Origin of the sequence: Streptosporangium oxazolinicum, assembly GCF_039537505.1 — a bacterium.
Lineage (GTDB): Bacteria > Actinomycetota > Actinomycetes > Streptosporangiales > Streptosporangiaceae > Streptosporangium > Streptosporangium oxazolinicum.
On the sequence record NZ_BAABAQ010000004.1, the window covers coordinates 341,414 to 362,545 of the forward strand.

Below are 21,132 nucleotides of genomic sequence, written 5' to 3' on the forward strand. Positions count from 1 at the left end.
CGATCGTCCCCCTCCGCCGGGCGGCGGCCGTAAAGACGGCCGTAAAGACGAGTTAAGCGAATTCCCTTAAAGAGTGTTTAACAGGGTCTCCGCTATACCTGTTCCCATACGAAGGGAATGGCGATGAAAAAATGCGTGACAGCGGCGGCGGCGATCTCCTTGGTGGCGCTGGCCGGGTGCGGGCAGAACGGGGGCGCGAAGGTCGCCTCCGCCGGAGAATCGGCCGCCTCGGCCACCCCCTCCGCGTCGTCGCAGGCCGACGGGCTGAAGTTCGCCCAGTGCATGCGGGAGAACGGGGTCGACATGCCCGATCCCGAGCCGGGCGGCAACAATGTGAGGCTGCGCGGAAAAACCGACACCGAGGTCCTGGAAAAGGCGTCCGAGGTCTGCCGGAAATACAATCCGATCGGTTCGGGAAAGAAAACGCTGAGCGACCCGAAGACCCAGGACGCCCTCCTGAGGTTCGCCCGGTGCATGCGGGAGAACGGGGTCGACATGAAGGACCCCGACTTCTCGGGGGGCCCGGTCCGCATCGGCGGGGAGGGGATGGACCCGGAGTCGCCGCGGACGAGAAAGGCCATGGAGTCCTGTCAGGAGCACCTGCCCGGCGGCCTGGGGAAGCGGCCGTGAGGCGGGGCGGGGTCCTCGCCGGGACGGCCGTGGCGGTCCTGCTCGGCGCGGGGGGCGTGACGGCGGTCGCGCTGACCGGCCGGGACGGCGTCCCGGCGGCCGCCTCGGCGGCCCCGGCGCCGCTGGCCGAGATCACCCGCTCGGATCTGGTGGACACCAAGGCGGTGGACGGCACGCTCGGCTACGCGGGCCGCAGGGAACTGCCCAACCACGCCCCCGGAACGGTGACCCGGGTGCGGAAGACGGGCGTCGTCGTACGCCGGGGCGGCTGGCTCTACCGGGTGGATGGCCGACCGGTGATCCTCATGTACGGCGATATACCGATATATCGCACTCTGTTCTCTGGAACGGGCGGCAAGGACGTCGAACAGCTGGAACGCAACCTCGAAGCCCTCGGCCACGACCCGGGAACGGTCGACGGCGACTTCTCCTGGCGGACCGAGCGGGCCGTACGGGAGTGGCAGGAGGAGGCGGGCTTGGCCGAGACCGGCACGGTCGGCGCGGCGCAGGTCGCGGTCGCCTCGGGTCCGGTCAGGATCGCGGAGGTGGCCGCCGAGACCGGGACCTCGGCCGGACGGTCCGTGGTGACCACGACGAGCACCCGCAGGGTCGTCCACGTCGACCTCGACTCCGGCGACCAGCGGCTCGCCAGGATCGGCGCCACGGCGACGGTGGACCTGCCGGGCGGCGGCCGGGGCAGGGGCCGGATCACCTCGGTCGGCACGGTCGCCGAGCCCGTACGGGAGAACGGGCAGCCGACCGGCGAGTCCACGATCGACCTCGACGTCACCCTGGACGACCCCGGCGACCTCGGCCGCCTCGACCAGGCCCCCGTGACGGTGAACCTCCGCAGCGAGCGGCGCGCGGACGTGCTCTCGGTGCCGGTCGAGGCCCTGCTCGCCCTGCGCGAGGGCGGGTACGGCCTGCGGCTGGCGGGCGGCCGGATCGTCCGGGCCGAGACCGGCCTGTTCGCGGCGGGCCGCGTCGAGGTCTCGGGGACCGGGCTCGCCGAGGGCGCGAAGGTCGAGGTCCCGCGATCGTGAGCCGGAACCTCGAACACCCCTCCCTCAACGCGGACCACATCCCCGCCGTACGGGCCGGGCGACGGCCGGTGATCGAGCTGTCGGGGGCGGAGAAGAGCTACCCGGGCGGGGTCCGCGCCCTGCGGGGCGTGGACCTGCGCGTGGACGCGGGCGAGCTCGTCGCGATCGCCGGCCCCTCGGGGTCGGGGAAGTCGACCATGCTCCACCTGATCGGCACGCTCGACCGCCCCTCGGCGGGAACCGTCCGCATCGCCGGGCACGACGCCGGGACGCTCCCCGACAGGGAACTGTCCGCGCTGCGCGCCCGGCACATCGGATTCGTCTTCCAGCGCTTCCACCTGGCCGCCGGGGTGAGCGCGCTCGACAACGTCGCCGACGGGATGCTGTACGGCGGCACCCCGCGCCGGGAACGGCGGGAACGGGCCGCCGACGCGCTCGGGCGCGTCGGCCTCGGGCACCGGCTGGCCCACCGGCCGCACGAGCTGTCCGGCGGCGAGCGCCAGCGGGTCGCGGTGGCCAGGGCCGTGGCCGGAGGACCGTCGCTGCTGCTGGCCGACGAGCCGACGGGAAACCTCGACAGCTCCTCGGGCCGGGACGTGCTGGCGATCCTGCGCGAGCTCAACGCCTCCGGCACCACCGTGGCGATCATCACCCACGACGAGGAGGTGGCCGCCGCGGCCCCGCGCCGCGTCAGGCTGCGCGACGGCGTGATCGTCGCCGACGAGCGCCGCGAGGGGGGTACGGCATGAGCGCCGGGAGCGGACGTGACCTGGTGCCCGGACGGCTCGCCTGGGCGGACCTGCTGCGGGTGGGGGCGTCCGGGCCGCGGACCCGGCCGGGGCGGGCGGTGCTGTCGGCGCTGGGCATCGCGCTCGGCGTCGCCACCATGGTCTCGGTCGTCGGGATCTCCTCCTCCAGCAGGGCCAGGCTCCTCGACGAGCTCGACCGGCTCGGCACGAACCTGCTCACCGTCACCCCCGGCCAGACCCTCTTCGGCGCCACGGCCGCGCTGCCCGAGAGGTCGGTCGCGATGGTCGCCGGGATCGGCCCCGTGACCAGCGCGAGCGCCACGGGCGACACCGGCGAGAGCGTACGGCGAACCGACGCGATCCCCCGGGAGCGCACCGGCGGCCTCGCCGTCCGGGCGGCCTCGCCGGACCTGCCGGTCACGCTCCAGACCCGGGTCGAGCGCGGCGTCTGGCTCAACCGGGCGACGGGCGCGCGGCGGGCGGTGGTGCTCGGAGCGGTGGCGGCGCGGCGACTGGGCGTGGGGAACGTGGGCGAGCAGGTCTGGATCGGCGGGCAGTGGTGGACGGTCGTCGGCGTCCTGGCTCCCTCGCCGCTCGCCCCGGAGATCGACAGGTCCGTGCTGACCGGCTTCGAGGCCGCCCGTACCCACCTCGGCTTCGACGGCCACCCGACCACGCTCTACACCCGCTCGGCCGACGAGGCCGTCGACGACGTACGGGAGGTGCTGCCCAGGACCGTCAACCCGGAGAACCCCGAGGAGGTGGAGGTCAGCCGGCCGTCCGACGCGCTCGTGGCCAGGGCGGCGGCCGACGGGGCGTTCACCGGCCTGCTGCTCGGCCTCGGCGGGGTGGCGCTGCTGGTCGGCGGGGTGGGCGTGGCCAACACCATGGTCATCTCGGTGCTGGAGCGCCGGGGGGAGATCGGCCTGCGGCGCTCGCTCGGCGCCACCAGGGGCCAGGTGCGCGCCCAGTTCCTGGCCGAGTCGCTGCTGCTGTCCGGCGCGGGCGGCGCCGCGGGGGCGACGCTGGGGACACTGGTGACGATCGGGTACGCGGCCGTGGGTGACCTGCCCTCGGTGGTTCCCCCCTGGTCCCTGGCGGGCGGCGCCGGAGCGGCCCTGCTGGTCGGGACCGTCGCGGGGATCTACCCCGCGATGCGCGCGGCCCGCATGTCGCCGACCCTCGCCCTCGGCACCGCCTGAGCGCCGCGCTCCCTCCCCCGCGTCCCGCGTCCGCGCCTCGGGGCCGGGGGAAGAGGGGCGGCGCCGGGGAGGAACGCGGCCGGGAATCGGCAGGGGACGAGAGGCGCGGCGGGGAGGGGCGGCCGGGAATCGGCAGGGGACGGGCTGGGGCGCGGGCCGGGGCCCTTTATCCGTTGTTTAGCCGTGGGAAAGCAGGATGACGCCCATGCGAGTGCTCATTGCGGAGGACGAGCGGGTGCTCGCCGACATCGTGGCGACCGGCCTGCGGCGGGAGACCATGGCCGTGGACGTCGTCTACGACGGCGACGCGGCGCTGGAGCGGGCGGCGGTCAACGACTACGACGTGATCGTGCTGGACCGGGACCTGCCGGTGCTGCACGGCGACGAGGTCTGCCGCCGCCTGGTCGCCGGCCGGATCCCCGCCAGGATCATCATGCTGACCGCCGCCGGTGACTCGCGCTCGAAGGTCGAGGGCCTGTCGATCGGCGCCGACGACTACCTCACCAAGCCCTTCGACTTCCCCGAGCTGGTCGCCCGGCTGCGCGCGCTGGCCCGCCGGTCGCCCCAGTCGGTGCCGCCCGTGCTGAGCAGGGCGGGCATCACCCTGGACCCCGGCCGCCGCGAGGTCTTCCGTGACGGCCGGTACGTGGCGCTGAGCCCCAAGGAGTTCGCGGTGCTGGAAATCCTGATGCGCGCCGACGGCGGCCTGGTCAGCGCCGAGGACCTGCTGGAGAAGGCATGGGACGAGAACATCAGCTACTTCACCAACTCGGTCAGGGTCACCGTGATGACCCTGCGCAAGAAGCTCGGCACCCCTCCGGTGGTGGAGACGGTGACCGGATCGGGATACCGGCTTTGACCTCGCGGCGCATCTCGGTGCGGCTGCGCCTGACCCTGGTCTACGGCAGCCTGTTCTTCGGGGTGGGGGTCGTGCTCGTCGGGGTCAACTACCTGTTCGTGCGGGACGTGCTCTCCCGGCCCTCGGAGGCGGTCGTCCACGGGCTCCCCGAGGCGGTGGCGGGTCTGAAGGCGACACAGCCGTCAGTGGTGTCGCCGCCCAAGGACACGGTCTTCCTGCGGGCCATCAGCGACGTGAGGGCCCGGTACCGCGAGGACGTGATGGGATCGATGCTCCAGTGGTCCCTGCTGGCGGTCGCCGTCGTCGGGGTGGCCGGGCTGGCGATCGGCTGGATCGTGGCCCGCCGGGCGATGGCCCCGCTGCAGACGATGACCGAGGCGGCCCGCCGCCTGTCGGAGAGCACCCTGCACGAGCGGATCGCCCTGGGAGGTCCCCGCGACGAGATCCGGGACCTGGCCGACACCTTCGACTCCATGCTGGAACGCCTCAGCCGCGCCTTCGACAGCCAGCGCAGGTTCGTCGCCAACGCCTCCCACGAGTTACGTACCCCCCTGGCGATCAACCGGGCGCTGCTCCAGGTCTCCATGACCGACCCCGGCCTGCCCCGGCAGGTCAGGACGGTCGGCGCCGAGCTGCTGAACGCCAACGCCCGCCAGGAGCGGCTGATCGAAGGGCTGCTCCTGCTGGCGCAGAGCGAGCGCGAGCCCGCGGAACGCCTGCCCGTGGACCTCGCCGAGCTCGCGGAGAGCGCCATGACCTCGGCCCCCGAGACCACCGCCGACCTGCGCCCGGCCCCGGTGGAGGGTGACCCGGTGCTGCTGGAACGGATGATCGGCAACCTGCTGGACAACGCCGTGAAGTACAACGACGAGCGCGCCCTGGTCGTCCTGCGCACCCACAGGGACCGGTGGGGAAGCGTCGTCACCGTGGAGAACACCGGCCGCGTCGTCCCCTCGGGCCGGGTCGAGGACCTCTTCGAGCCGTTCCGCCGTCTCGACCGCGACCGCACCGGCTCGTCCGGGGGCGCCGGTCTCGGCCTGTCCATCGTCCGCGCGATCGCCCAGGCCCACCGAGGCTCCGCCGAGGCCAGCCCCCGGCCCGGCGGGGGGCTGGTGGTCACCGTACGGCTGTGAACCCGGCGGCGCCGGGGCGGGACGGTGCGGCCCGTCCCGCCACCCCGCGCGGGCACGGCGATTCCCCCGAAAGATCTGGATGACCGGTTGAACAGACAAAACCGCATCGATACCCTGTGGCGACGTATCTCATTGGAGCTCGATGGCCGCACCGCAGAACCCCTCCGGCAAGACGCCCCCCAAGTCCTCGGGTTTCAAGGCCTCCAGGGCGGTCGCCATCACCGGGATCGGTGTCGTGTCGCTGCTCCTGGTCGGCTACTGCTCCGCGCGGGAGGACTACGAGGAGGTGGGCGCCGAGTGCGTCGACCTCAACAGCCGCCAGCCGGACGGCACCTACACGGTCATGGACGAGGACTACTGCGACGACGACCGGCACTACTACGGGGCGCGAGGCGCCTACGGCTGGTACTACGGCGGCGTCAGGTCCGGCGCCCACATCCGGCAGGGCACCACCGTGCGTCCCTCGGACGTCCAGATCACCAGCCGTAAGGGCACGGTGATCCAGCGGGGCGGCTTCGGCGGGCGTAGCGGATCGGGCGGCGGGAGCTGATCCGGCGCCGATGAGCAAGCCGATGAGCAACAGGTGAGCAGGAGATGAGACGCGAGACCTCGCTCCCCCGCGACGACTGGGAGAGCGTCATCGAGGGCCACGGCCTGGCCTACCACCGTTCCGCGCACCCCGAGGGCCTCGACCGCCCGTACTGGGACGAGGCCGTCCAGTACGTCTTCTCCATGGACGAGGTCCTCGACCTGGAGAACCAGGTCGAGGAGCTGCACCGGATGTGCCTGCACGCCGTGGAGCACGTCGTCACCAGGGACCGCTACGCCGACTTCGCGATCCCGCGGTGGGTGGCCCCGGAGATCGCCGCCTCCTGGGAGCGGAACGACCCGCACCTGTTCGGCCGCTTCGACCTGCGCTACGACGGGACCGGCCCCGCCAAGCTGCTGGAGTACAACGCCGACACCCCCACCAGCCTCCTGGAGAGCTCGGTGGTGCAGTGGTTCTGGCTGCGCGACCGCTACCCCGACGACGACCAGTGGAACTCCATCCACGAGCGGCTGATCGCCAGGTGGCAGCAGATCTCGACCGGCCTGCCCACCGGGCCCACGCACTTCGCCTGGACCAACATGGACGAGTCAGGCGAGGAGGTGATGACCCTCGCCTACCTGCAGGAGACCGCCGACCAGGCCGGGCTCAAGACCGTCGCGGTGGCCATGGAGGACATCGGCTGGGACGACCTCAACCTCCGCTTCGTCGACATGGAGCGCAGGGTGATCCGCTCGCTCTGCAAGCTGTACCCGTGGGAGTGGGCCGTCGCCGACCCGTTCGGGACGCGGGCGGTGCGCCAGCAGGTCTCCACGACCTGGATCGAGCCGCTGTGGAAGATGCTGCTGTCCAACAAGGCGCTGCTCGCGGTGCTCTGGGAGCTGTACCCGGGGCACCCGAACCTGCTGCCCGCCTACCTCGACGGCCCCCGCGACCTGTCCTCGTACATCGTCAAGCCGCTGCTCGGCCGCGAGGGCGCCAACATGAGGATCGTCAGCCCCGGCGAGCACGTCGAGACCTCCGGCGGCTACGGCGCCGAGGGATACGTCTACCAGGAGTTCCAGGCGCTGCCCCTCTTCGAGGGCTGGCGTCCGGTGCTCGGCGCCTGGGTCGTCCACGACGAGGCGGCGGGTGTCGGCATCCGCGAGACCTCGGGGTTCATCACCGACGACACGTCGTCATTCGTCCCGCACCGCATCGAACTCTGAGTCCCGGAAAGAGAAACAACACATGAGTCCCACCCCCCTGCCGCCCACGCCGCCCGCGCTGCCCGACGTGACGCTCTCGCTCGCCGAGATCCTCGGGCGCGGCGCGCTCGCGATCGTCTCGTACGCCGCCCTCGGCGTGATCCTGCTCATCATCGGCTTCTACGTGATCGACCTGGTCATCCCCGGCAAGCTCAGCAGGCTCATCAAGGAGGAGCGCAACCCCAACGCGACCCTGCTCACCGGCTCCGGGCTCGCGGCCGTCGGGCTGATCGTGGCGGCCTCCATCTGGTCCTCGGGCGGCGCCCTGCACGAGGGCCTGCTCGCGACGCTGGTCTTCGGCCTGGTCGGCATCGCCGTGCAGACGGTGGCGATGGTCGCGTTCGACAAGGTGGCGGGCATCTCGGTGCGCGAGCTGGTCACGGAGACGGAGCTCCAGCCGGGCGCCCGGCTGCTCGCGGTCACCCACCTGGCCATCGGGCTGATCACCGCCGTCGCGGTCGTCTGAGCCCGCACGCCGGCCACCCCTGGCGCGTCCCGCGCGCCCGCGTCTCGACGGACACGCGGGATACGGGATCACAAGACGGGACGTGACAGGACACGCGGGATACGAGCGTACGAGACAGAGCACGGCCGGACACACGGGACCCGGTCGTGCGGGACGTACAGCATCGGAGGGCGCGCGCTGTCCGGAACCGCGGCTGGCGCATCTCCCGCGACCTGGCACTCTTAGTGGCGTGAGGGAACGGAGCGAGCGAGCGTTCAGGCACAGCGACGTCGTGACCGGGGAGGACGGGAGGGATCCCGACTCCGACCGGGTCCGGGAGGACACCACGCGCCGGCTGGAGCGGGCCATGGGCACGCTGGGCACGGCCGCCATGTCCCGCATGGACGACCGGCTGATGTGGTTCCGCGCCCTGTCGGCCGAGGACAGGTCCTGGGTCGGGCTCGTCGCCCAGGCCGGGATCGCCGCGTTCGTGGAGTGGTTCCAGCACGCCGGCGAGGGCCGCCCGACGCCCAGCATCGAGTTCTTCGGCACCGCGCCCAGGGAGCTGAAGCGGTCCATCTCGCTGCAGCAGACCGTCGACATCGTGCGGGTCGTGGTCGAGGTGGTCGAGGCGCAGACCGGGGAGCTGGCCGCGCCCGGCGGGGAGGACCAGCTCCAGCAGGCGATGCTCCGCTACACCCGCGACGTCGCGTTCGCCGCCGCGCAGGTGTACGCGCGGGAGGCCGAGGCCCGCGGGGCGTGGGACGCGCGGCTGGAGGCGCTGATCGTGGACGCCCTGGTCAGGGGCGAGGTCGACGACGGCCTGCACTCGTGGGCCGCCGCGCTCGGCTGGACCTCCGCCCCCGTCGTGGTGCTGGCCGGGCAGACCCCGGACGACGACCCGCAGGCGGTCATCGACGCGCTGCGCGACCGGGGTCGCAGGTCGGGCCTGGACATGCTGGCCGGGGTGCAGGGCGACCGGCTGATCGTGATCGTGGGCGGGGCCGACAGCGTCGCCGCGGCGGCCAGGCACGTGGTGCCGCGCTTCGGCGCCGGTCCGATCGTGATCGGGCCCGAGGTGGCCGACCTGCACTCGGCCGCCAGTTCGGCGCGGGCGGCGATGGCCGGGCTGCGGGCCGCCGCGGGGTGGCCGGACGCGCCCAGGCCGGTCCTCGCCGAGGACCTGCTCGCCGAACGGGCCATCGACGGCGACGGCGACGCCAGGGCACAGCTGATCGAGAACGTCTATCTGCCGCTGATCGGCACGCCGCTTCTCGACACCCTCGCGACCTACCTGGAGCAGGGCACGTCCCTGGAGGCGACGGCCCGCCTGCTGTTTGTCCACCCGAACACGGTGCGCTACCGTCTGCGTAAGATCACGGAGTTGACCGGCTACCAGCCGACCGAGGGGCGATCCGCCTTCACTCTCCAGGTGGGGCTGATTCTCGGGCGTCTGTCCGAAACGCCGGTGACCTAAAGTCCTTTACTTAACCTTTGTGAAACTCCCACTGTAGGTTCCCTACAAAGAAGTGGGGACAAACTTCGTCTGGATCTCTATCCATGTATTGAACCTCTACAGGGCAGGCTGGATTTTGTGCTCGTCATCGTCGCTCCGGGCCAGGGTGCCCAGACACCAGGCTTTCTCAGTCCATGGCTCGAACTACCGGGCGTGGCCGATCGGCTGACCGCGTGGTCGGAGCTGGCCGGCCTCGATTTGATCGCCTACGGGACCACCGCCGACGCGGACGAGATCCGTGACACCGCCGTCGCGCAACCACTCCTCGTAGCCGCCGGGCTCGCCGTCGCCGAGGTGCTCGGGGCCTCCCCCGACCTCGTCGCCGGGCACAGCGTGGGTGAGTTCACCGCCGCCGCGCTGGCCGGGGTGATCACCCCCGAACAGGCCGTCGGCCTCGTCCGCGAGCGCGGCCAGGCCATGGCCAAGGCCGCGACCATCACCGAGACCGGCATGTCCGCCGTCCTCGGCGGCGTCGAGGAGGAGGTCCTCGCGGCCATCGCCGACAAGGGGCTCACCCCCGCCAACATCAACGGCGCCGGGCAGATCGTGGTCGGCGGCACGCTGGAGCAGCTCGCGGCCTTCAAGGCCGAGCCGCCCGCGCGGGCCCGGGTGATCGCGCTGTCGGTCGCCGGCGCGTTCCACACCGCGCACATGGCCTCCGCGGCCAGCCGCCTGCGCGAGGCCACCGCGGGTCTCACCCCGGCCGACCCCGTCGTCACGCTGCTGTCCAACAGCGACGGCTCGGCGGTCACGAGCGGCGCCGAGTTCATGGAGCGCCTGGTCACCCAGGTCGCCAACCCGGTGCGCTGGGACGCCTGCATGACCACGATGGCCGAGCGCGGCGTCACCACGATGATCGAGCTCGTCCCCGGCGGCACGCTCACCGGCCTGGCCAAGCGCGCTCTGCGCGGGGTGAGGACCGTCGCCCTGAAGACCCCCGACGACCTGGAGGCCGCGCGAGCCGCCCTTGAGTCACCTGAGGAGCGGTGATCGACGAATGAAGACCTCACAGGGCGCGCCCGGCGCGAAGATCCTGGCCTTCGGCCACTACCAGCCTTCCAACGTGGTCACCAACCACGACCTGTCGGCGACCATGGAGACCAACGACGAGTGGATCCAGAGCCGCGTCGGCATCAAGGAGCGCCGGATCGCCCCGGACAACGAGTCCGAGATCGACCTGGCCGTGCAGGCGGGCGGCAAGGCCCTCGCCGCGAGCGGCCTGGCGGTCTCCGACATCGACCTGGTGATCGTCGCCACCTGCACGCTGGAGACACAGATCCCCAACGCCGCCGGCCGGGTGGCCACCCGGCTGGGCATCGACGCCCCCGGCGCGTTCGACGTCAACACCGCCTGCTCGGGCTTCTGCTACGCGCTCGCGCTCGCCAACGACGCGATCCGCGCCGGCTCGGCGACCAACGTGCTCGTCGTCGGCACCGAGAAGCTCTCCCAGTGGATCGACTGGACCGACCGGGCCACCGCGGTGATCTTCGCCGACGGCGCGGGCGCCGCGGTCGTCGGCCCCTCCGACACCCCGGGCATCGGTCCCGTGGTGTGGGGCAGCGCCGGCGACAAGTTCGACGCGATCATCATCAAGGACCGCGACTCCTTCCTGCACCAGGAGGGCCAGACGGTGTTCCGCTGGGCGACCACCGCGCTTCACCCCGTCGCCAAGGAGATCTGCGACCGTGCCGGGGTGGACCCGGCCGACCTCGCGGCCTTCGTCCCCCACCAGGCCAACCTCCGCATCATCGAGACGATCGCCCGCAGGCTCGGCGCGGACAACGCCGTCATCGCCAAGGACATCGTCCTGGCGGGCAACACCTCCGCCGCCTCGATCCCGCTGGCCCTGTCGCGGATGATCGAGCGCGGCGAGGTCCAGTCGGGCGGGCTCGCCCTGCTGCTGGGCTTCGGCGCGGGCCTGACCTACGCGGGCCAGGTCGTCGAGATCCCCTGAAGCTTCCGTGCGGCCCCGCCGCACGGGATACCAGAAGAACCACGATTCCAAGATTCCAAGGAGAACACCCGACATGGCTCTGACCGAGCAGGAGATCCTCGCCGGCGTCGGCAAGATCATCAACGAGATCACCGGGATCCCGGCCACCGAGGTCACCCCGGAGAAGAGCTTCGTCGACGACCTCGACATCGACTCGCTGTCCATGGTCGAGATCGCCGTCGCCGCTCAGGACGAGTTCGGCGTCGAGATCCCGGACGACCAGCTCAAGCACCTCAAGACCGTCAAGGACGTCATCAACTTCATCCAGAACTGAGACGTCCCGGCTCTTTCCCCAAACCAGTTTGACCAGCGATTCACAAGGAGCGCAGCAGTGAGTACAGACCAGGTACGCGTCGTCGTCACCGGGCTCGGCGCGACCACGCCCCTCGGTGGAGACGTCGCCTCGACCTGGTCGGCGCTCCTCGCCGGTCAGTCGGGGGTCAGCGACATCACGGCCGACTGGGTGGACTCCGTCCCGGTGAAGTTCGCCGCCTTCTCCGCCGTGGACCCGACCGAGGTCCTGCCCCGGCCGGAGTCCCGGCGGCTGGACCGGGCCGAGCAGTTCGCCCTGGTCGCGGCCCGTGAGGCGTGGGCGCACGCCGCGATCGACAAGGTCGACCCCGAGCGGCTCGGCGTCGTCGTGGGCAGCGGTATCGGGGGCATCACCACGATCCTCGCCGCCTACGACACCTTCAAGGAGAAGGGCTGGCAGCGGCTCTCACCGTTCACCGTCCCCATGCTGATGCCGAACGGCTCGGCGGGCTGGATCGGCATCGAGGTCGGCGCGCGCGCCGGCGTCCACGCCACGGTGAGCGCCTGCGCCACCGGCGCCGAGTCGATCGGGTACGCCATCGAGATGATCCGCTCCGGCCGGGCCGACGTCGTCGTGGCCGGCGGCACCGAGGCGGCCATCCACCCGCTGAACATCGGGTCCTTCGCGGCCATGCGCGCCATGTCCACCCGCAACGACGAGCCGCAGCGCGCCTCCAGGCCGTGGGACAAGGGCCGCGACGGCTTCGTCCTCGGCGAGGGCGCCGGGATCCTCGTCCTGGAGTCCGAGGAGCACGCCCGCGCGCGCGGCGCCACGATCTACGCCGTGGCCGCCGGTGTCGGCTACTCGGCCGACGCCCACCACATCGCGCAGCCCGAGCCGACCGGCGCCGGGGTCATCCTCGCCATGCGCCGCGTCCTGGAGGACTCCGGCCTCACCGGCCAGGACATCAAGCACGTGAACGCGCACGCCACCTCCACCCCCGCGGGCGACGTCGTGGAGACGATGGCGATCAAGGAGGTCATCGGCGACCACCCGCTGGTCAGCGGCACCAAGTCGATGACCGGTCACCTGCTCGGCGGCGCCGGTGGCATCGAGTCCGTCTTCACCGTCCTCGCCCTGCACGAGCGCCGCGCGCCCGGAACGATCAACGTGGACGACCTTGACGACGGCATCGAGGTCGACATCGTGCGCGGCGAGCCCCGCGCCCTGCCCGACGGCCAGATCGCCGCGATCAACAACTCCTTCGGGTTCGGCGGGCACGACGTCGCCGTGGCCTTCACCAGCATCTGACAGGAGCTCGTGATGACCGTGCTCGACAACAGGGGGGTGAGCGAGGACTCCGACCAGGAGCCTCTTGATCCCCGTGACCCCCAGGTGCGTCTCTCCGCTCTGCTCGACGAGGGCTCGCTACGTCTGATCTCGCCGGTCGACCGCAGCGGCGTCCTCTCCGCGACGGGCCGCGTGGAGGGTGTGCCGGTCGTCGCGTTCGTCAGTGACCCCCGGGTCCAGGGCGGTGCGATGGGCGGCGAGGGGTGCGAGCACATCGTGCACGCCTACGACGTCGCGGTCCGCGAGCGGATTCCCGTCATCGGCGTCTGGCACTCCGGCGGCGCCCGCCTCGCCGAGGGCGTGGAGTCGCTGCACGCGGTCGGCCGCGTCTTCGCCGCGATGACCCGCGCCTCCGGCGTGGTCCCGCAGCTGTCCGTGGTCGTCGGCCCCGCCGCGGGCGGTGCCGCGTACGGCCCGGCGCTGACCGACATCGTGATCCTGGCCGACGCGGGCCGCATCTTCGTCACCGGCCCCGACGTGGTCCGCAGCGTCACCGGCGAGCAGATCGACATGGCCGCCCTGGGCGGCCCCGAGCCGCACAGCAAGCGCAGCGGCGTCGTGCACGTGGTCACCAAGACCGAGACGGACGCCTACGTGCAGGCCCGCCGGCTCGCGGTGCTCCTCGGCCACCAGGGCCGGGTGCGCGCCGACGTCGAGGAGGTCGACTTCTCCGGCCTGCTGCCCGACAACGTGCGCCGCGCCTACGACGTGAAGCCGCTCGTCACGGGCCTGCTCGACGAGCCGGGCGTGGAGCTGCACGCCAAGTGGGCGCCCAACGTCGTCACCACCCTGGGCCGCCTCGGGGGCCGGACCGTGGGCGTGGTGGCCAACAACCCGCTGCGCCTGGGCGGCTGCCTCGACTCCGCCTCGGCGGAGAAGGCAGCACGGTTCGTCCGGATGTGCGATGCCTTCGGGGTGCCACTGGTCGTGCTGGTGGACGTGCCCGGCTACCTGCCGGGCGTCGGGCAGGAGCACGACGGCGTGGTCCGCCGAGGCGCCAAACTCCTGCACGCCTTCGCCGAGGCATCCGTGCCGCGGATCACCCTGGTGACCAGGAAGGCCTACGGCGGCGCCTACGTCGCGATGAACTCCCGCTCACTGGGCGCGACCAGGGTGTTCGGCTGGCCGACGGCCCAGATCGCGGTCATGGGCGCGGTCGCCGCGGTCCGCGTCCTCAAGCGCCGCGAGCTCGCCGCCGCCCCCGAGGAGGAGCGCGCCGACCTGGAGGCCAGGCTCGCCGCGGAGCACGAGATCCTCGCCGGTGGCCTCGACCGGGCCATCGAGCTCGGCGTGGTCGACGAGGTCGTCAAGCCCGAGGAGACCAGGGGCGCCATCGCCAGGGTCCTGGCCCAGGCGACCCCCGCCAGGGGTGCCCACGGCAACATCCCCCTCTGACACCCCGGCCTTCCGACGAGCCCCCACCGGTCGCCGGCGGGGGCTCGCCCGCTTTTCCGCCGCCCTCTCCCCCGCCGGGAACCTCCCCTTCGGAAATCTCCTCGGAAATCTCCCTTCGAGAATCCCTCCTCGGGAACCTCCGCCCGGGAGTCCTCACCGCCGGGAAATCCTCCGCTCTTCCCCCGCGGAGGGAATCCTCGACGCGGTGACGCCGTCCCCCGGGGCCGGACGGTCAGGGACGCCGGAAGCCCGCGGAGGCCCGGCGTACGAGAGGCGCGGGGTCTTCACGCCGCATTGGACCAGGCGGAGGCCCCGCGTACGAAAAGCGCGAGGAGCCGAAGGACTCGACGGCCTGTGAGGACACCGCCGCGGGCACCTCGCCCGGGGCGGAGCGGCCGGGCGGGCACGTTCCAAACCCGGGTCCGGGACGTCCGTACAGCGCGAGGGATCGGGCGTGCCCCGCGGGGCACGCCCGATCAGACGGCGGCGTGCAGCCAGCGGACCGGAGCGCCCTCGCCCGCGTAGCGGAACGACTCAAGCTCGGCGTCCCACTGCTTGCCCAGCAGGCGGTCGAGCTCCTCCTCCAGCACCACGCGGCCCTGGCGGGCCATCAGCATGGCCGAGCGCAGCCGGTCCTCCGGGATCAGGATGTCGCCGTTGGCCCCGACCACTGCCGTGAAGGCGCCGAGGGAGGGGGTGTAGGCGTGCCTGGTCCCGTCGGCACCCGGCGAGGCGTCCTCGGTGATCTCGAAGCGGATCCGCTGCCAGCCCATCAGCGACGAGGTGATGGCCGCCGCGGTACCGACACGGGCCTCCCACTCGGCCTGCGCGCGCACGTGACCGGGCGCGGCGGGCTGCGGAGTCCAGGTCAGATCTACGGGCACGCCAAGGACACCTGCGACCGCCCATTCAATATGAGGGCATAGCGCAGGCTGAGCCGAGTGGACGTAAAGCACGCCACGAGCAGACACCGGACCTCCCGTTTCGTACGAGGTGCGCCTTCCCCAACGGCCTCGTACCAGGATGATCACAAGTGACTGAAGGAGAGACTACCGTCGGTCGTGACGTCGCACCAGAGGGGGGTCATACCGAGATGTTGTGCCGCGGGCACTTGGCCAGGGCATCCTCGGGAATGAAGAAAACCCCGTGAACTGGTGAGCGCCCCCGGAGGACCAGATGAATACCGGTATCGAACGGGTCGAACCCATCCCCGGTTCGCCCGCCCTGATCAGGAAGGGCCAGATGCTGACCGACGCCTCGGGCCTCGCGACCACCGCCCGCTGGGCCGACGCGGTCACCGAGATCGGGGGAATCTACCGGGTGCGGCTCTCGCCGGGCGTGGACGTCTGCGACCTGGTGGCGTCGGTACGGGCGCGGGGCGTGCGCGCCTCCCCCAACCACGTCCTGACGGGCCAGCCGCTCTACTTCGGGGGCCCGGCCTCCCGGCCCTTCCCCCGCGCCGCCCTCCCGGCGCCCGAGCCCGTCCCGGCCGGGCGCGCGGCGGACGCCGTGACGGTGGCGCTGGCCGACACCGGCCTCGCGGAACACCCGTGGTGGCGGGAGAGCCCGTGGTTCCTGGAGCGGGGCCGGGAGACCGACGAGGTGCCCGACTCCGACGGCGACGGCGAGATGGACCTCCAGGCGGGGCACGGCACGTTCATCGCCGGGCTGATCCTGCGGTCCGCCCCGCTGGCGCGGCTGCGGCCGATCCGGGTGCTGGACGGCCACGGTGTCGGGGACGAGGCCGGACTGCTGCGCCTCCTGGAGCGGCTGCGGGCCGACCCGCCCCAGGTGCTCAACCTGTCCTTCGGCGGGCACACCTTCGACGACCAACCCTCCCCGCTCCTGGAGGCCGCCCTGGAGGGACTGGCCGGTACGGTCACGGTGGCCTGCGCGGGTAACACCGCCTCCGACCGCCCCTTCTGGCCCGCCGCGTCACCCGGGGTGATCGCCGTCGGAGCACTGGACGCGGAGGGGAGGACGAGGGCCCCGTTCTCGGCGTACGGCCCGTGGGTGGACGCGTGCGCCCCCGGCGAGTGGCTGTCCAGCACCTTCCTCGAACACGGGGCGTTCGACGGCTACGCGCGCTGGAGCGGGACCTCCTTCGCCACCGCCCTGGTGAGCGGGGCGATCGCCGCGGCGTGCGCGGACCGGCCCTCCCCCGAGGCCGTGAAGCACGTCCTCGACCCGGCGGGGACCAGGCGGATCCCCGATTTGGGAGTCGTCGTGCCCATGCCCGGCTAAAGTCTCACCCAAAGTCTTCACACGGACACGCAGAGTGTTCTCCGTGGCTCTGGAGGTGCCGGTGAGCGACCAGCGCACGATCGACGCCGTCCCGGTGGACGACCAGGCGGCCTGGGACGCGCTGGTCACCCGTTTCACGGGGCTGCTGTGGTCGGCCGTGCGCGCCTACGACCTGAGCCCGGCGGACGCCGCCGACGCGGTGCAGGGCACCTGGCTGCGGCTGCTGGAGAGCCTGCACACCATCCGCGACCTCGACAGGATCGGTCCCTGGCTGTTCACCACGGCCAAGCGCGAGGCGTCCCTCCTGAGCCGGCGGCACCGGGGCGAGCGGCTGGTCGCCGACCCCGCCGAGCACACCGGCGCCGAGCACGCGCGGCTCGCCCCGGCCGGCGCCGGGCACGCCCACGCCGACCCCGCGCTGACCGTGCTGAGCGCCGACGAGGCCCGCCGCCTGTGGCAGGCCGTCGACGAGATGCAGGAGCCGTGCCGGTCGCTGTTCCGGCTGATGGCCACGGCCCCCGACGCGGGCGTCCACCAGCTGGCCGGGCGCCTGGGCATGCCCAGCGGCAGCTACGGCCCCACCCGGGGCCGCTGCCTGAACCGACTCCGCACCATGCTCACCGCCCGGGAGGCGACACCGTGACGCGACATCCGACGGCGATCGACGACGAGTCCCTGATAGCCGCGCTGCGTCTGGCCTCGGGGAGCGACCCGGTGCCCGCGCGGGTGACGGCCGCCGCCCGCGCGGCCTTCGGCCTGCGGCTGCCCGGCGCCACCACGGCCCGCCCCGTGGCCACGCCCGCGCCGCGAGGTGTCCGGTCCGCCGAGGAGCCCCGGCTGCTGAGGTTCACCGCCGCCGAGCTCACGGTGGAGCTGGAGATCACCTCCCTGGACGGCCTGGTCGACCTCGCGGGCCAGGTCTCCCCCTGCCCCGAGGCAGGCGCGCTGGTGGAGATCCGCACCCCGCACCTCACCGAGTCGCGCGCGCTGTCCCCGGCGGGCCAGTTCGCGGTCACCGGTCTGCCGCCGGGCTGGTTCAGCGTGGTGTGCCACCGGCCCGGTGACTCCCCCGTGGTCACCAGCTGGACCCGGATCCGCCCGTAGGTGACCCTCGACGAGGCACTCGCCGACGCCGAGCACGCGGTCGACCTCTCGGGCAGCGACCCGGCCCGCGCCCTCGCTCTCGCCCGCACCGTGCTGGCCGCGCTGGCGGCGCTCCCCTCGCTCCCCGCGTCCTGCCGGGCGGGTGCCCCGGAGGGCGGCGCGGCGGCGCGCCTCGCGGGGTGCGGGCACTGCGAGGCCGAGGCGGTGGCGCACCGGGCGCTGGCGGTGGCGGCGCGCGAGCTGGGCGACCTGCCGTTCGCCGAGGAGCGGCTGCGCCGGGCGGTGCGGATCGCGCTCTCGGCGGGGCTGCCGCACCGGGCGGCCCAGGCGCGGCTGTCGCTGGTCCACGTCCGTACGGAGCTGGGCCACCCGGAGCAGGCGCTCGCCGTCGCCGCGGACGCCGAGCCCGGCCTCACCCCGGCGGAGGTGGGCAAGCTGGGCGTGCACCGGGCCGTGGCCCTGGCGCGGCTCGGCCGCTACCGCGAGGCCGTCGACCACTGCGACCGGGCGGTGCCCGTCCTCGGCGGCGACGTCAGGTTCCTGGCCGGGGCGATGCTGAACCGCGGGCTCGCCCGGGTGTTCCTCGGGGAGTTCGGGGCGGCGGAGGCCGACCTGAGCCGGTGCGCGGAGCTGGCGAGGGACGCGGGCCTGGAACACGTCCTCGCGCTCGCCGAGGGCAACCTGCCGTTCCTGGCCGCGCGGCGCGGTGACCTGGCCGCCGCGTTCAGCGCCTACCGGCGCGCCGAGGACGTCCTGGTCGGCTATCCCGAGCGGCTCGCGACGGTGCGCTGCGACCTGGCCGAGGCCCTGATCTCCGCCCACCTGCCCGGCGAGGCGCGGGTCCTGCTGGAGATGGCGGTTCCCGAGCTGGCGGCGGCGGGCGCCGGGACGGCGCTGGCCGAGGCCCTCCTGCTGCTCGCCAGGGTCGAGCTGCGCACCGGTGACCCGCGCCGCGCCCGGGAGAGCGCGGAACTGGCCGCCCGCGAGCTGGCCGCGCAGGGGCGGGCGGTCCTGGCGCCGGTCGCCGAGGAGATCCTCCTGCGGGCCCGGCTCGCGCTGGAGCCGCCCACGGCGGAGCTGCCCGCGGCGATGCTCTCGTGTGCCGACGCCCTCGACGCCGCCGGGCACGGGGACACCTCGGCGGCGCTCAGGCTCACCTCCGCCGAGGTCTCGCTCAGTCTGGGCGACCGGCCGGCCGCCGAGCACCAGCTCGCCCTGCTCGCCCGCTCGGGCCGAGGGGTGGTCGCCCTCCAGGCGACGGCGCTGCTGCGCTCCCTGGCGGGAGACCGGCGGGGGGCGTTCGCCGCGGTGCTGGCCGGTCTGGCGGAGGTGGGCGCCGGGACGAGGACGTTCGAGGATCCGGTGGTCCGCGCGCACGCCGCCAGGGCGGGCGAGCCGCTGGCCGGGTTCGGGCTCGCCCTCGCCATGCGGACCGGGCGGGGCCGCGCGGTCCTGGCCTGGGCCGAGCGGTGGCGGGCGGTCACCGGGGGTGCGGGCCGGCCGCTCGCGCCCCGCCCGGCCGCGCTGCGGGCGGCGCTCGGGGAGTCGGTCCTGGTGGAGTTCGTCCGCCACGAGGGCGACCTGGTCGCCGTCGTGGTCACCCGGGACCGGGTGACGCTGCGCCGCCTCGGCCCGTTCCCCGTCGTCGCCGAGGCCACCGTCCGCCTCCGGTACGGGCTGCGCAGGGCGCACCTGCTCGACGGGAATGCCCCCGAGCCCGGCACGGAGGCCGCGGAGCTGGAGCGGCTCCTCTTCGGCCCGCTGCGTGACCGGCTGGGCGACCGGCCGCTGGTGATCGTGCCGACCGGGACGCTGCACACCCTGCCCTGGCCGCTGCTGCCGATGAACGCCGACCGGCCGGTGACCGTGGCGGCGAGCGCCGCCGCCTGGCTGGCCGGGCGGCGGGTGCCGGCCGTACGGGACGGGAGGGGCACGGCGGTGCCGGTGGCGGTGGCCGGGCCGGGGCTGCGGTACGCCGAGGCCGAGGCCCGCATGGTCGGCGGGTGCCATCGGGGTACCGAGCGGGTGGCGGCGCGGCGGGCGGAGGTGATGGCGGCGCTGGAGCGGGCCGACGTGGCCCACCTGGCCACGCACGGGATGTTCTCGCCGCGCAGCCCCCTGCTGTCGAGCATCGACCTCGACGACGGCCCGCTGATGGCGTACGACCTGCTGCGGCTGCGCACCCCGCCCGGGTTGGTGGTGCTGTCGGCGTGCGACGCGGGGATGGCGCACGCCCCCGCGGACGGGGCGCCCCTGGGGCTGGCGGGCACGTTCCTGTCGCTGGGGACGCGGTGCGTGGTGGCGAGCCTGGTGCCGGTGCGCGACGAGGAGACGCTGACGCTGATGACCGCCTTCCACCGGGCGCTGGCCGCCGGTGACCCGCCCGCGCGGGCGCTCGCCGTCGCGAGCGGGAGGACCGGCGTGGCGGGCTTCGTCTGCTTCGGCTGCGGGGACCGGCCACCGGTGACCGGCCGCGAGTGACCGGCCGGCGGGTGCCGGCCGGGAGTGTCAGGTCGGGAGTACGCAGATCGCCCGGGGCGGTCAGCCCGTGGCGACCGGCCGGGAGGGGTCACTCACCCAGTCGGACCACGACCCGACGTAGAGCGCGGCCGGGATGCCGGCCACCTCCAGGGCGAGCACCTCGTGCGCGGCCGTCACGCCGGATCCGCAGTAGGCGCCGACCTCCACCCCGGGGACGACGCCCCGGGTGTTGAAGCGTTCGCGCAGGAAGTCGGGCAGGTGGAAGCGGCCCGAGGGGTCGACGTTCTCACCGGTGGGGGCGCTGACCGCGCCCGGGATGTGCCCGGCGACCGGGTCGATCGGCTCGACCTCGCCCCGGTAGCGTTCGGCGGCGCGGGCGTCGAGCAGCACCCCGTCGGCGGCGAGCTCACCGGCCCGCCCGGCGTCGAGCACCGGCATCCCGCCCGGCCGCGCCTCGAAGTCGCCGGGCTCGGGACGGCTCTCCTCGACGGAGACCGGCCGTCCCTCGGCGACCCAGGCGCGCAGGCCGCCGTCGAGGACCCGCACGTCGGGGTGGCCGAAGTAGCGCAGGAGCCACCAGGCGCGGGCGGCGGCCGCGGTGGAGTCGGCCCCGTCGTAGACGACGACACCCCGGGAGCCGGACACTCCGAGCCTGCGCATCGCCTCCTGGAACGCCTCGGCGGAGGGCAGCGGGTGGCGGCCTCCCCGGCCCCCCTCCCCGGCGTGGGCCGCCAGGTCGGTCTCCAGGTCACAGAAGACGGCGCCGGGTAGGTGCCCCTCGCGGTAGGAGTCGATCCCGGCCGGTCCCGTGGGCGCGACGGCGAGCTTCCAGCGCACGTCGAGGACGCTCACCCCGTCCAGGCCCGCCAGCTCGGCGGGAGTGATCAGCGGGTTCATCGGATACCTCCAGCGTGGAGCCCCCGGCTTCGGCCGTGGGGAGG

At 73.4% G+C, this 21,132-nt stretch carries 21 protein-coding genes; 19 read left to right on the forward strand and 2 right to left on the reverse strand.

Going from position 1 to position 21,132, the window contains the following annotated elements:
* The first annotated feature begins 123 nt into the window (after positions 1-123).
* The 15 genes from ABD817_RS14470 (at position 124) to ABD817_RS14540 (ending at position 14,362) form a co-directional block, all read left to right on the forward strand.
* Positions 124-630: a hypothetical protein gene (locus ABD817_RS14470; protein WP_344918394.1), complete on the forward strand. Its 507-nt coding sequence runs from the start codon at positions 124-126 to the stop codon at positions 628-630.
* Positions 627-1,673, forward strand: coding sequence for a peptidoglycan-binding protein (locus tag ABD817_RS14475; protein WP_344918395.1), 1,047 nt, complete (start codon positions 627-629; stop codon positions 1,671-1,673). The genes ABD817_RS14470 and ABD817_RS14475 overlap by 4 nt, the downstream gene beginning before the upstream one ends.
* 68 nt (positions 1,674-1,741) lie before the next feature.
* A complete protein-coding gene (locus ABD817_RS14480) occupies positions 1,742-2,422 on the forward strand; it encodes an ABC transporter ATP-binding protein (protein ID WP_344918596.1) in 681 nt (226 codons plus the stop codon).
* Positions 2,419-3,624 carry an ABC transporter permease gene (locus ABD817_RS14485; protein ID WP_344918396.1) on the forward strand — a complete coding sequence of 402 codons (1,206 nt, stop codon included), beginning with the start codon at positions 2,419-2,421 and terminating at the stop codon, positions 3,622-3,624. Before ABD817_RS14480 ends, ABD817_RS14485 begins: the two co-directional genes overlap by 4 nt.
* 205 nt (positions 3,625-3,829) lie before the next feature.
* Positions 3,830-4,483 (forward strand): response regulator transcription factor, encoded by a 654-nt coding sequence (locus ABD817_RS14490; RefSeq protein WP_344918397.1) that lies wholly within the window; start codon positions 3,830-3,832, stop codon positions 4,481-4,483.
* The gene (locus tag ABD817_RS14495; protein ID WP_344918398.1) at positions 4,480-5,616 is read left to right on the forward strand and encodes a sensor histidine kinase; all 1,137 of its coding nucleotides are present in this window, start codon (positions 4,480-4,482) and stop codon (positions 5,614-5,616) included. Before ABD817_RS14490 ends, ABD817_RS14495 begins: the two co-directional genes overlap by 4 nt.
* Positions 5,617-5,758: 142 nt before the next feature.
* Complete coding sequence (locus ABD817_RS14500; RefSeq protein ID WP_344918399.1) at positions 5,759-6,166, forward strand: hypothetical protein; 408 nt, start codon at positions 5,759-5,761, stop codon at positions 6,164-6,166.
* 44 nt (positions 6,167-6,210) lie between these two features.
* Complete coding sequence (locus tag ABD817_RS14505) at positions 6,211-7,371, forward strand: glutathionylspermidine synthase family protein (protein WP_344918400.1); 1,161 nt, start codon at positions 6,211-6,213, stop codon at positions 7,369-7,371.
* 22 nt (positions 7,372-7,393) lie between these two features.
* On the forward strand, positions 7,394-7,876 hold the full coding sequence (locus ABD817_RS14510; RefSeq protein WP_344918401.1) for a DUF350 domain-containing protein: 483 nt from the start codon (positions 7,394-7,396) through the stop codon (positions 7,874-7,876).
* Positions 7,877-8,222: 346 nt separating this feature from the next.
* Entirely contained in the window at positions 8,223-9,332 is a 1,110-nt protein-coding gene (locus ABD817_RS14515) for a PucR family transcriptional regulator (RefSeq protein WP_344918597.1), read from the forward strand.
* A 117-nt stretch (positions 9,333-9,449) separates the two neighbouring features.
* Positions 9,450-10,361, forward strand: a complete 912-nt coding sequence (locus tag ABD817_RS14520; protein WP_344918402.1) for an ACP S-malonyltransferase — start codon at positions 9,450-9,452, stop codon at positions 10,359-10,361.
* A 7-nt stretch (positions 10,362-10,368) separates the two neighbouring features.
* The gene (locus ABD817_RS14525; RefSeq protein WP_344918403.1) at positions 10,369-11,325 is read left to right on the forward strand and encodes a beta-ketoacyl-ACP synthase III; all 957 of its coding nucleotides are present in this window, start codon (positions 10,369-10,371) and stop codon (positions 11,323-11,325) included.
* Positions 11,326-11,398: 73 nt separating this feature from the next.
* Complete coding sequence (locus ABD817_RS14530) at positions 11,399-11,638, forward strand: acyl carrier protein (protein ID WP_329084217.1); 240 nt, start codon at positions 11,399-11,401, stop codon at positions 11,636-11,638.
* A gap of 57 nt (positions 11,639-11,695) precedes the next feature.
* The gene (gene fabF / locus ABD817_RS14535) at positions 11,696-12,928 is read left to right on the forward strand and encodes a beta-ketoacyl-ACP synthase II (RefSeq protein ID WP_344918404.1); all 1,233 of its coding nucleotides are present in this window, start codon (positions 11,696-11,698) and stop codon (positions 12,926-12,928) included.
* Positions 12,929-12,940: 12 nt separating this feature from the next.
* Positions 12,941-14,362, forward strand: coding sequence for an acyl-CoA carboxylase subunit beta (locus ABD817_RS14540; protein ID WP_344918406.1), 1,422 nt, complete (start codon positions 12,941-12,943; stop codon positions 14,360-14,362).
* Positions 14,363-14,838: 476 nt separating this feature from the next.
* Here the strand turns inward: ABD817_RS14540 and ABD817_RS14545 are convergent, their stop codons facing one another.
* Complete coding sequence (locus ABD817_RS14545; protein ID WP_344918407.1) at positions 14,839-15,333, reverse strand: DUF3145 domain-containing protein; 495 nt, start codon at positions 15,331-15,333, stop codon at positions 14,839-14,841.
* A gap of 205 nt (positions 15,334-15,538) precedes the next feature.
* On the opposite strand from ABD817_RS14545, the gene ABD817_RS14550 reads away from it, so the two are divergent.
* Genes ABD817_RS14550 through ABD817_RS14565 form a run of 4 tightly spaced genes read left to right on the forward strand, consistent with a single transcriptional unit; the run spans position 15,539 to position 20,191 of the window.
* The gene (locus tag ABD817_RS14550; RefSeq protein WP_344918408.1) at positions 15,539-16,606 is read left to right on the forward strand and encodes a S8 family peptidase; all 1,068 of its coding nucleotides are present in this window, start codon (positions 15,539-15,541) and stop codon (positions 16,604-16,606) included.
* A 43-nt stretch (positions 16,607-16,649) separates the two neighbouring features.
* Complete coding sequence (locus ABD817_RS14555; RefSeq protein WP_344918410.1) at positions 16,650-17,249, forward strand: RNA polymerase sigma factor; 600 nt, start codon at positions 16,650-16,652, stop codon at positions 17,247-17,249.
* Entirely contained in the window at positions 17,246-17,710 is a 465-nt protein-coding gene (locus ABD817_RS14560; protein WP_344918411.1) for a hypothetical protein, read from the forward strand. The genes ABD817_RS14555 and ABD817_RS14560 overlap by 4 nt, the downstream gene beginning before the upstream one ends.
* Complete coding sequence (locus ABD817_RS14565; protein WP_344918412.1) at positions 17,711-20,191, forward strand: CHAT domain-containing protein; 2,481 nt, start codon at positions 17,711-17,713, stop codon at positions 20,189-20,191.
* Between the two features lie 60 nt (positions 20,192-20,251).
* Here the strand turns inward: ABD817_RS14565 and ABD817_RS14570 are convergent, their stop codons facing one another.
* Complete coding sequence (locus ABD817_RS14570) at positions 20,252-21,088, reverse strand: sulfurtransferase (RefSeq protein ID WP_344918413.1); 837 nt, start codon at positions 21,086-21,088, stop codon at positions 20,252-20,254.
* Positions 21,089-21,132: the final 44 nt, after the last annotated feature.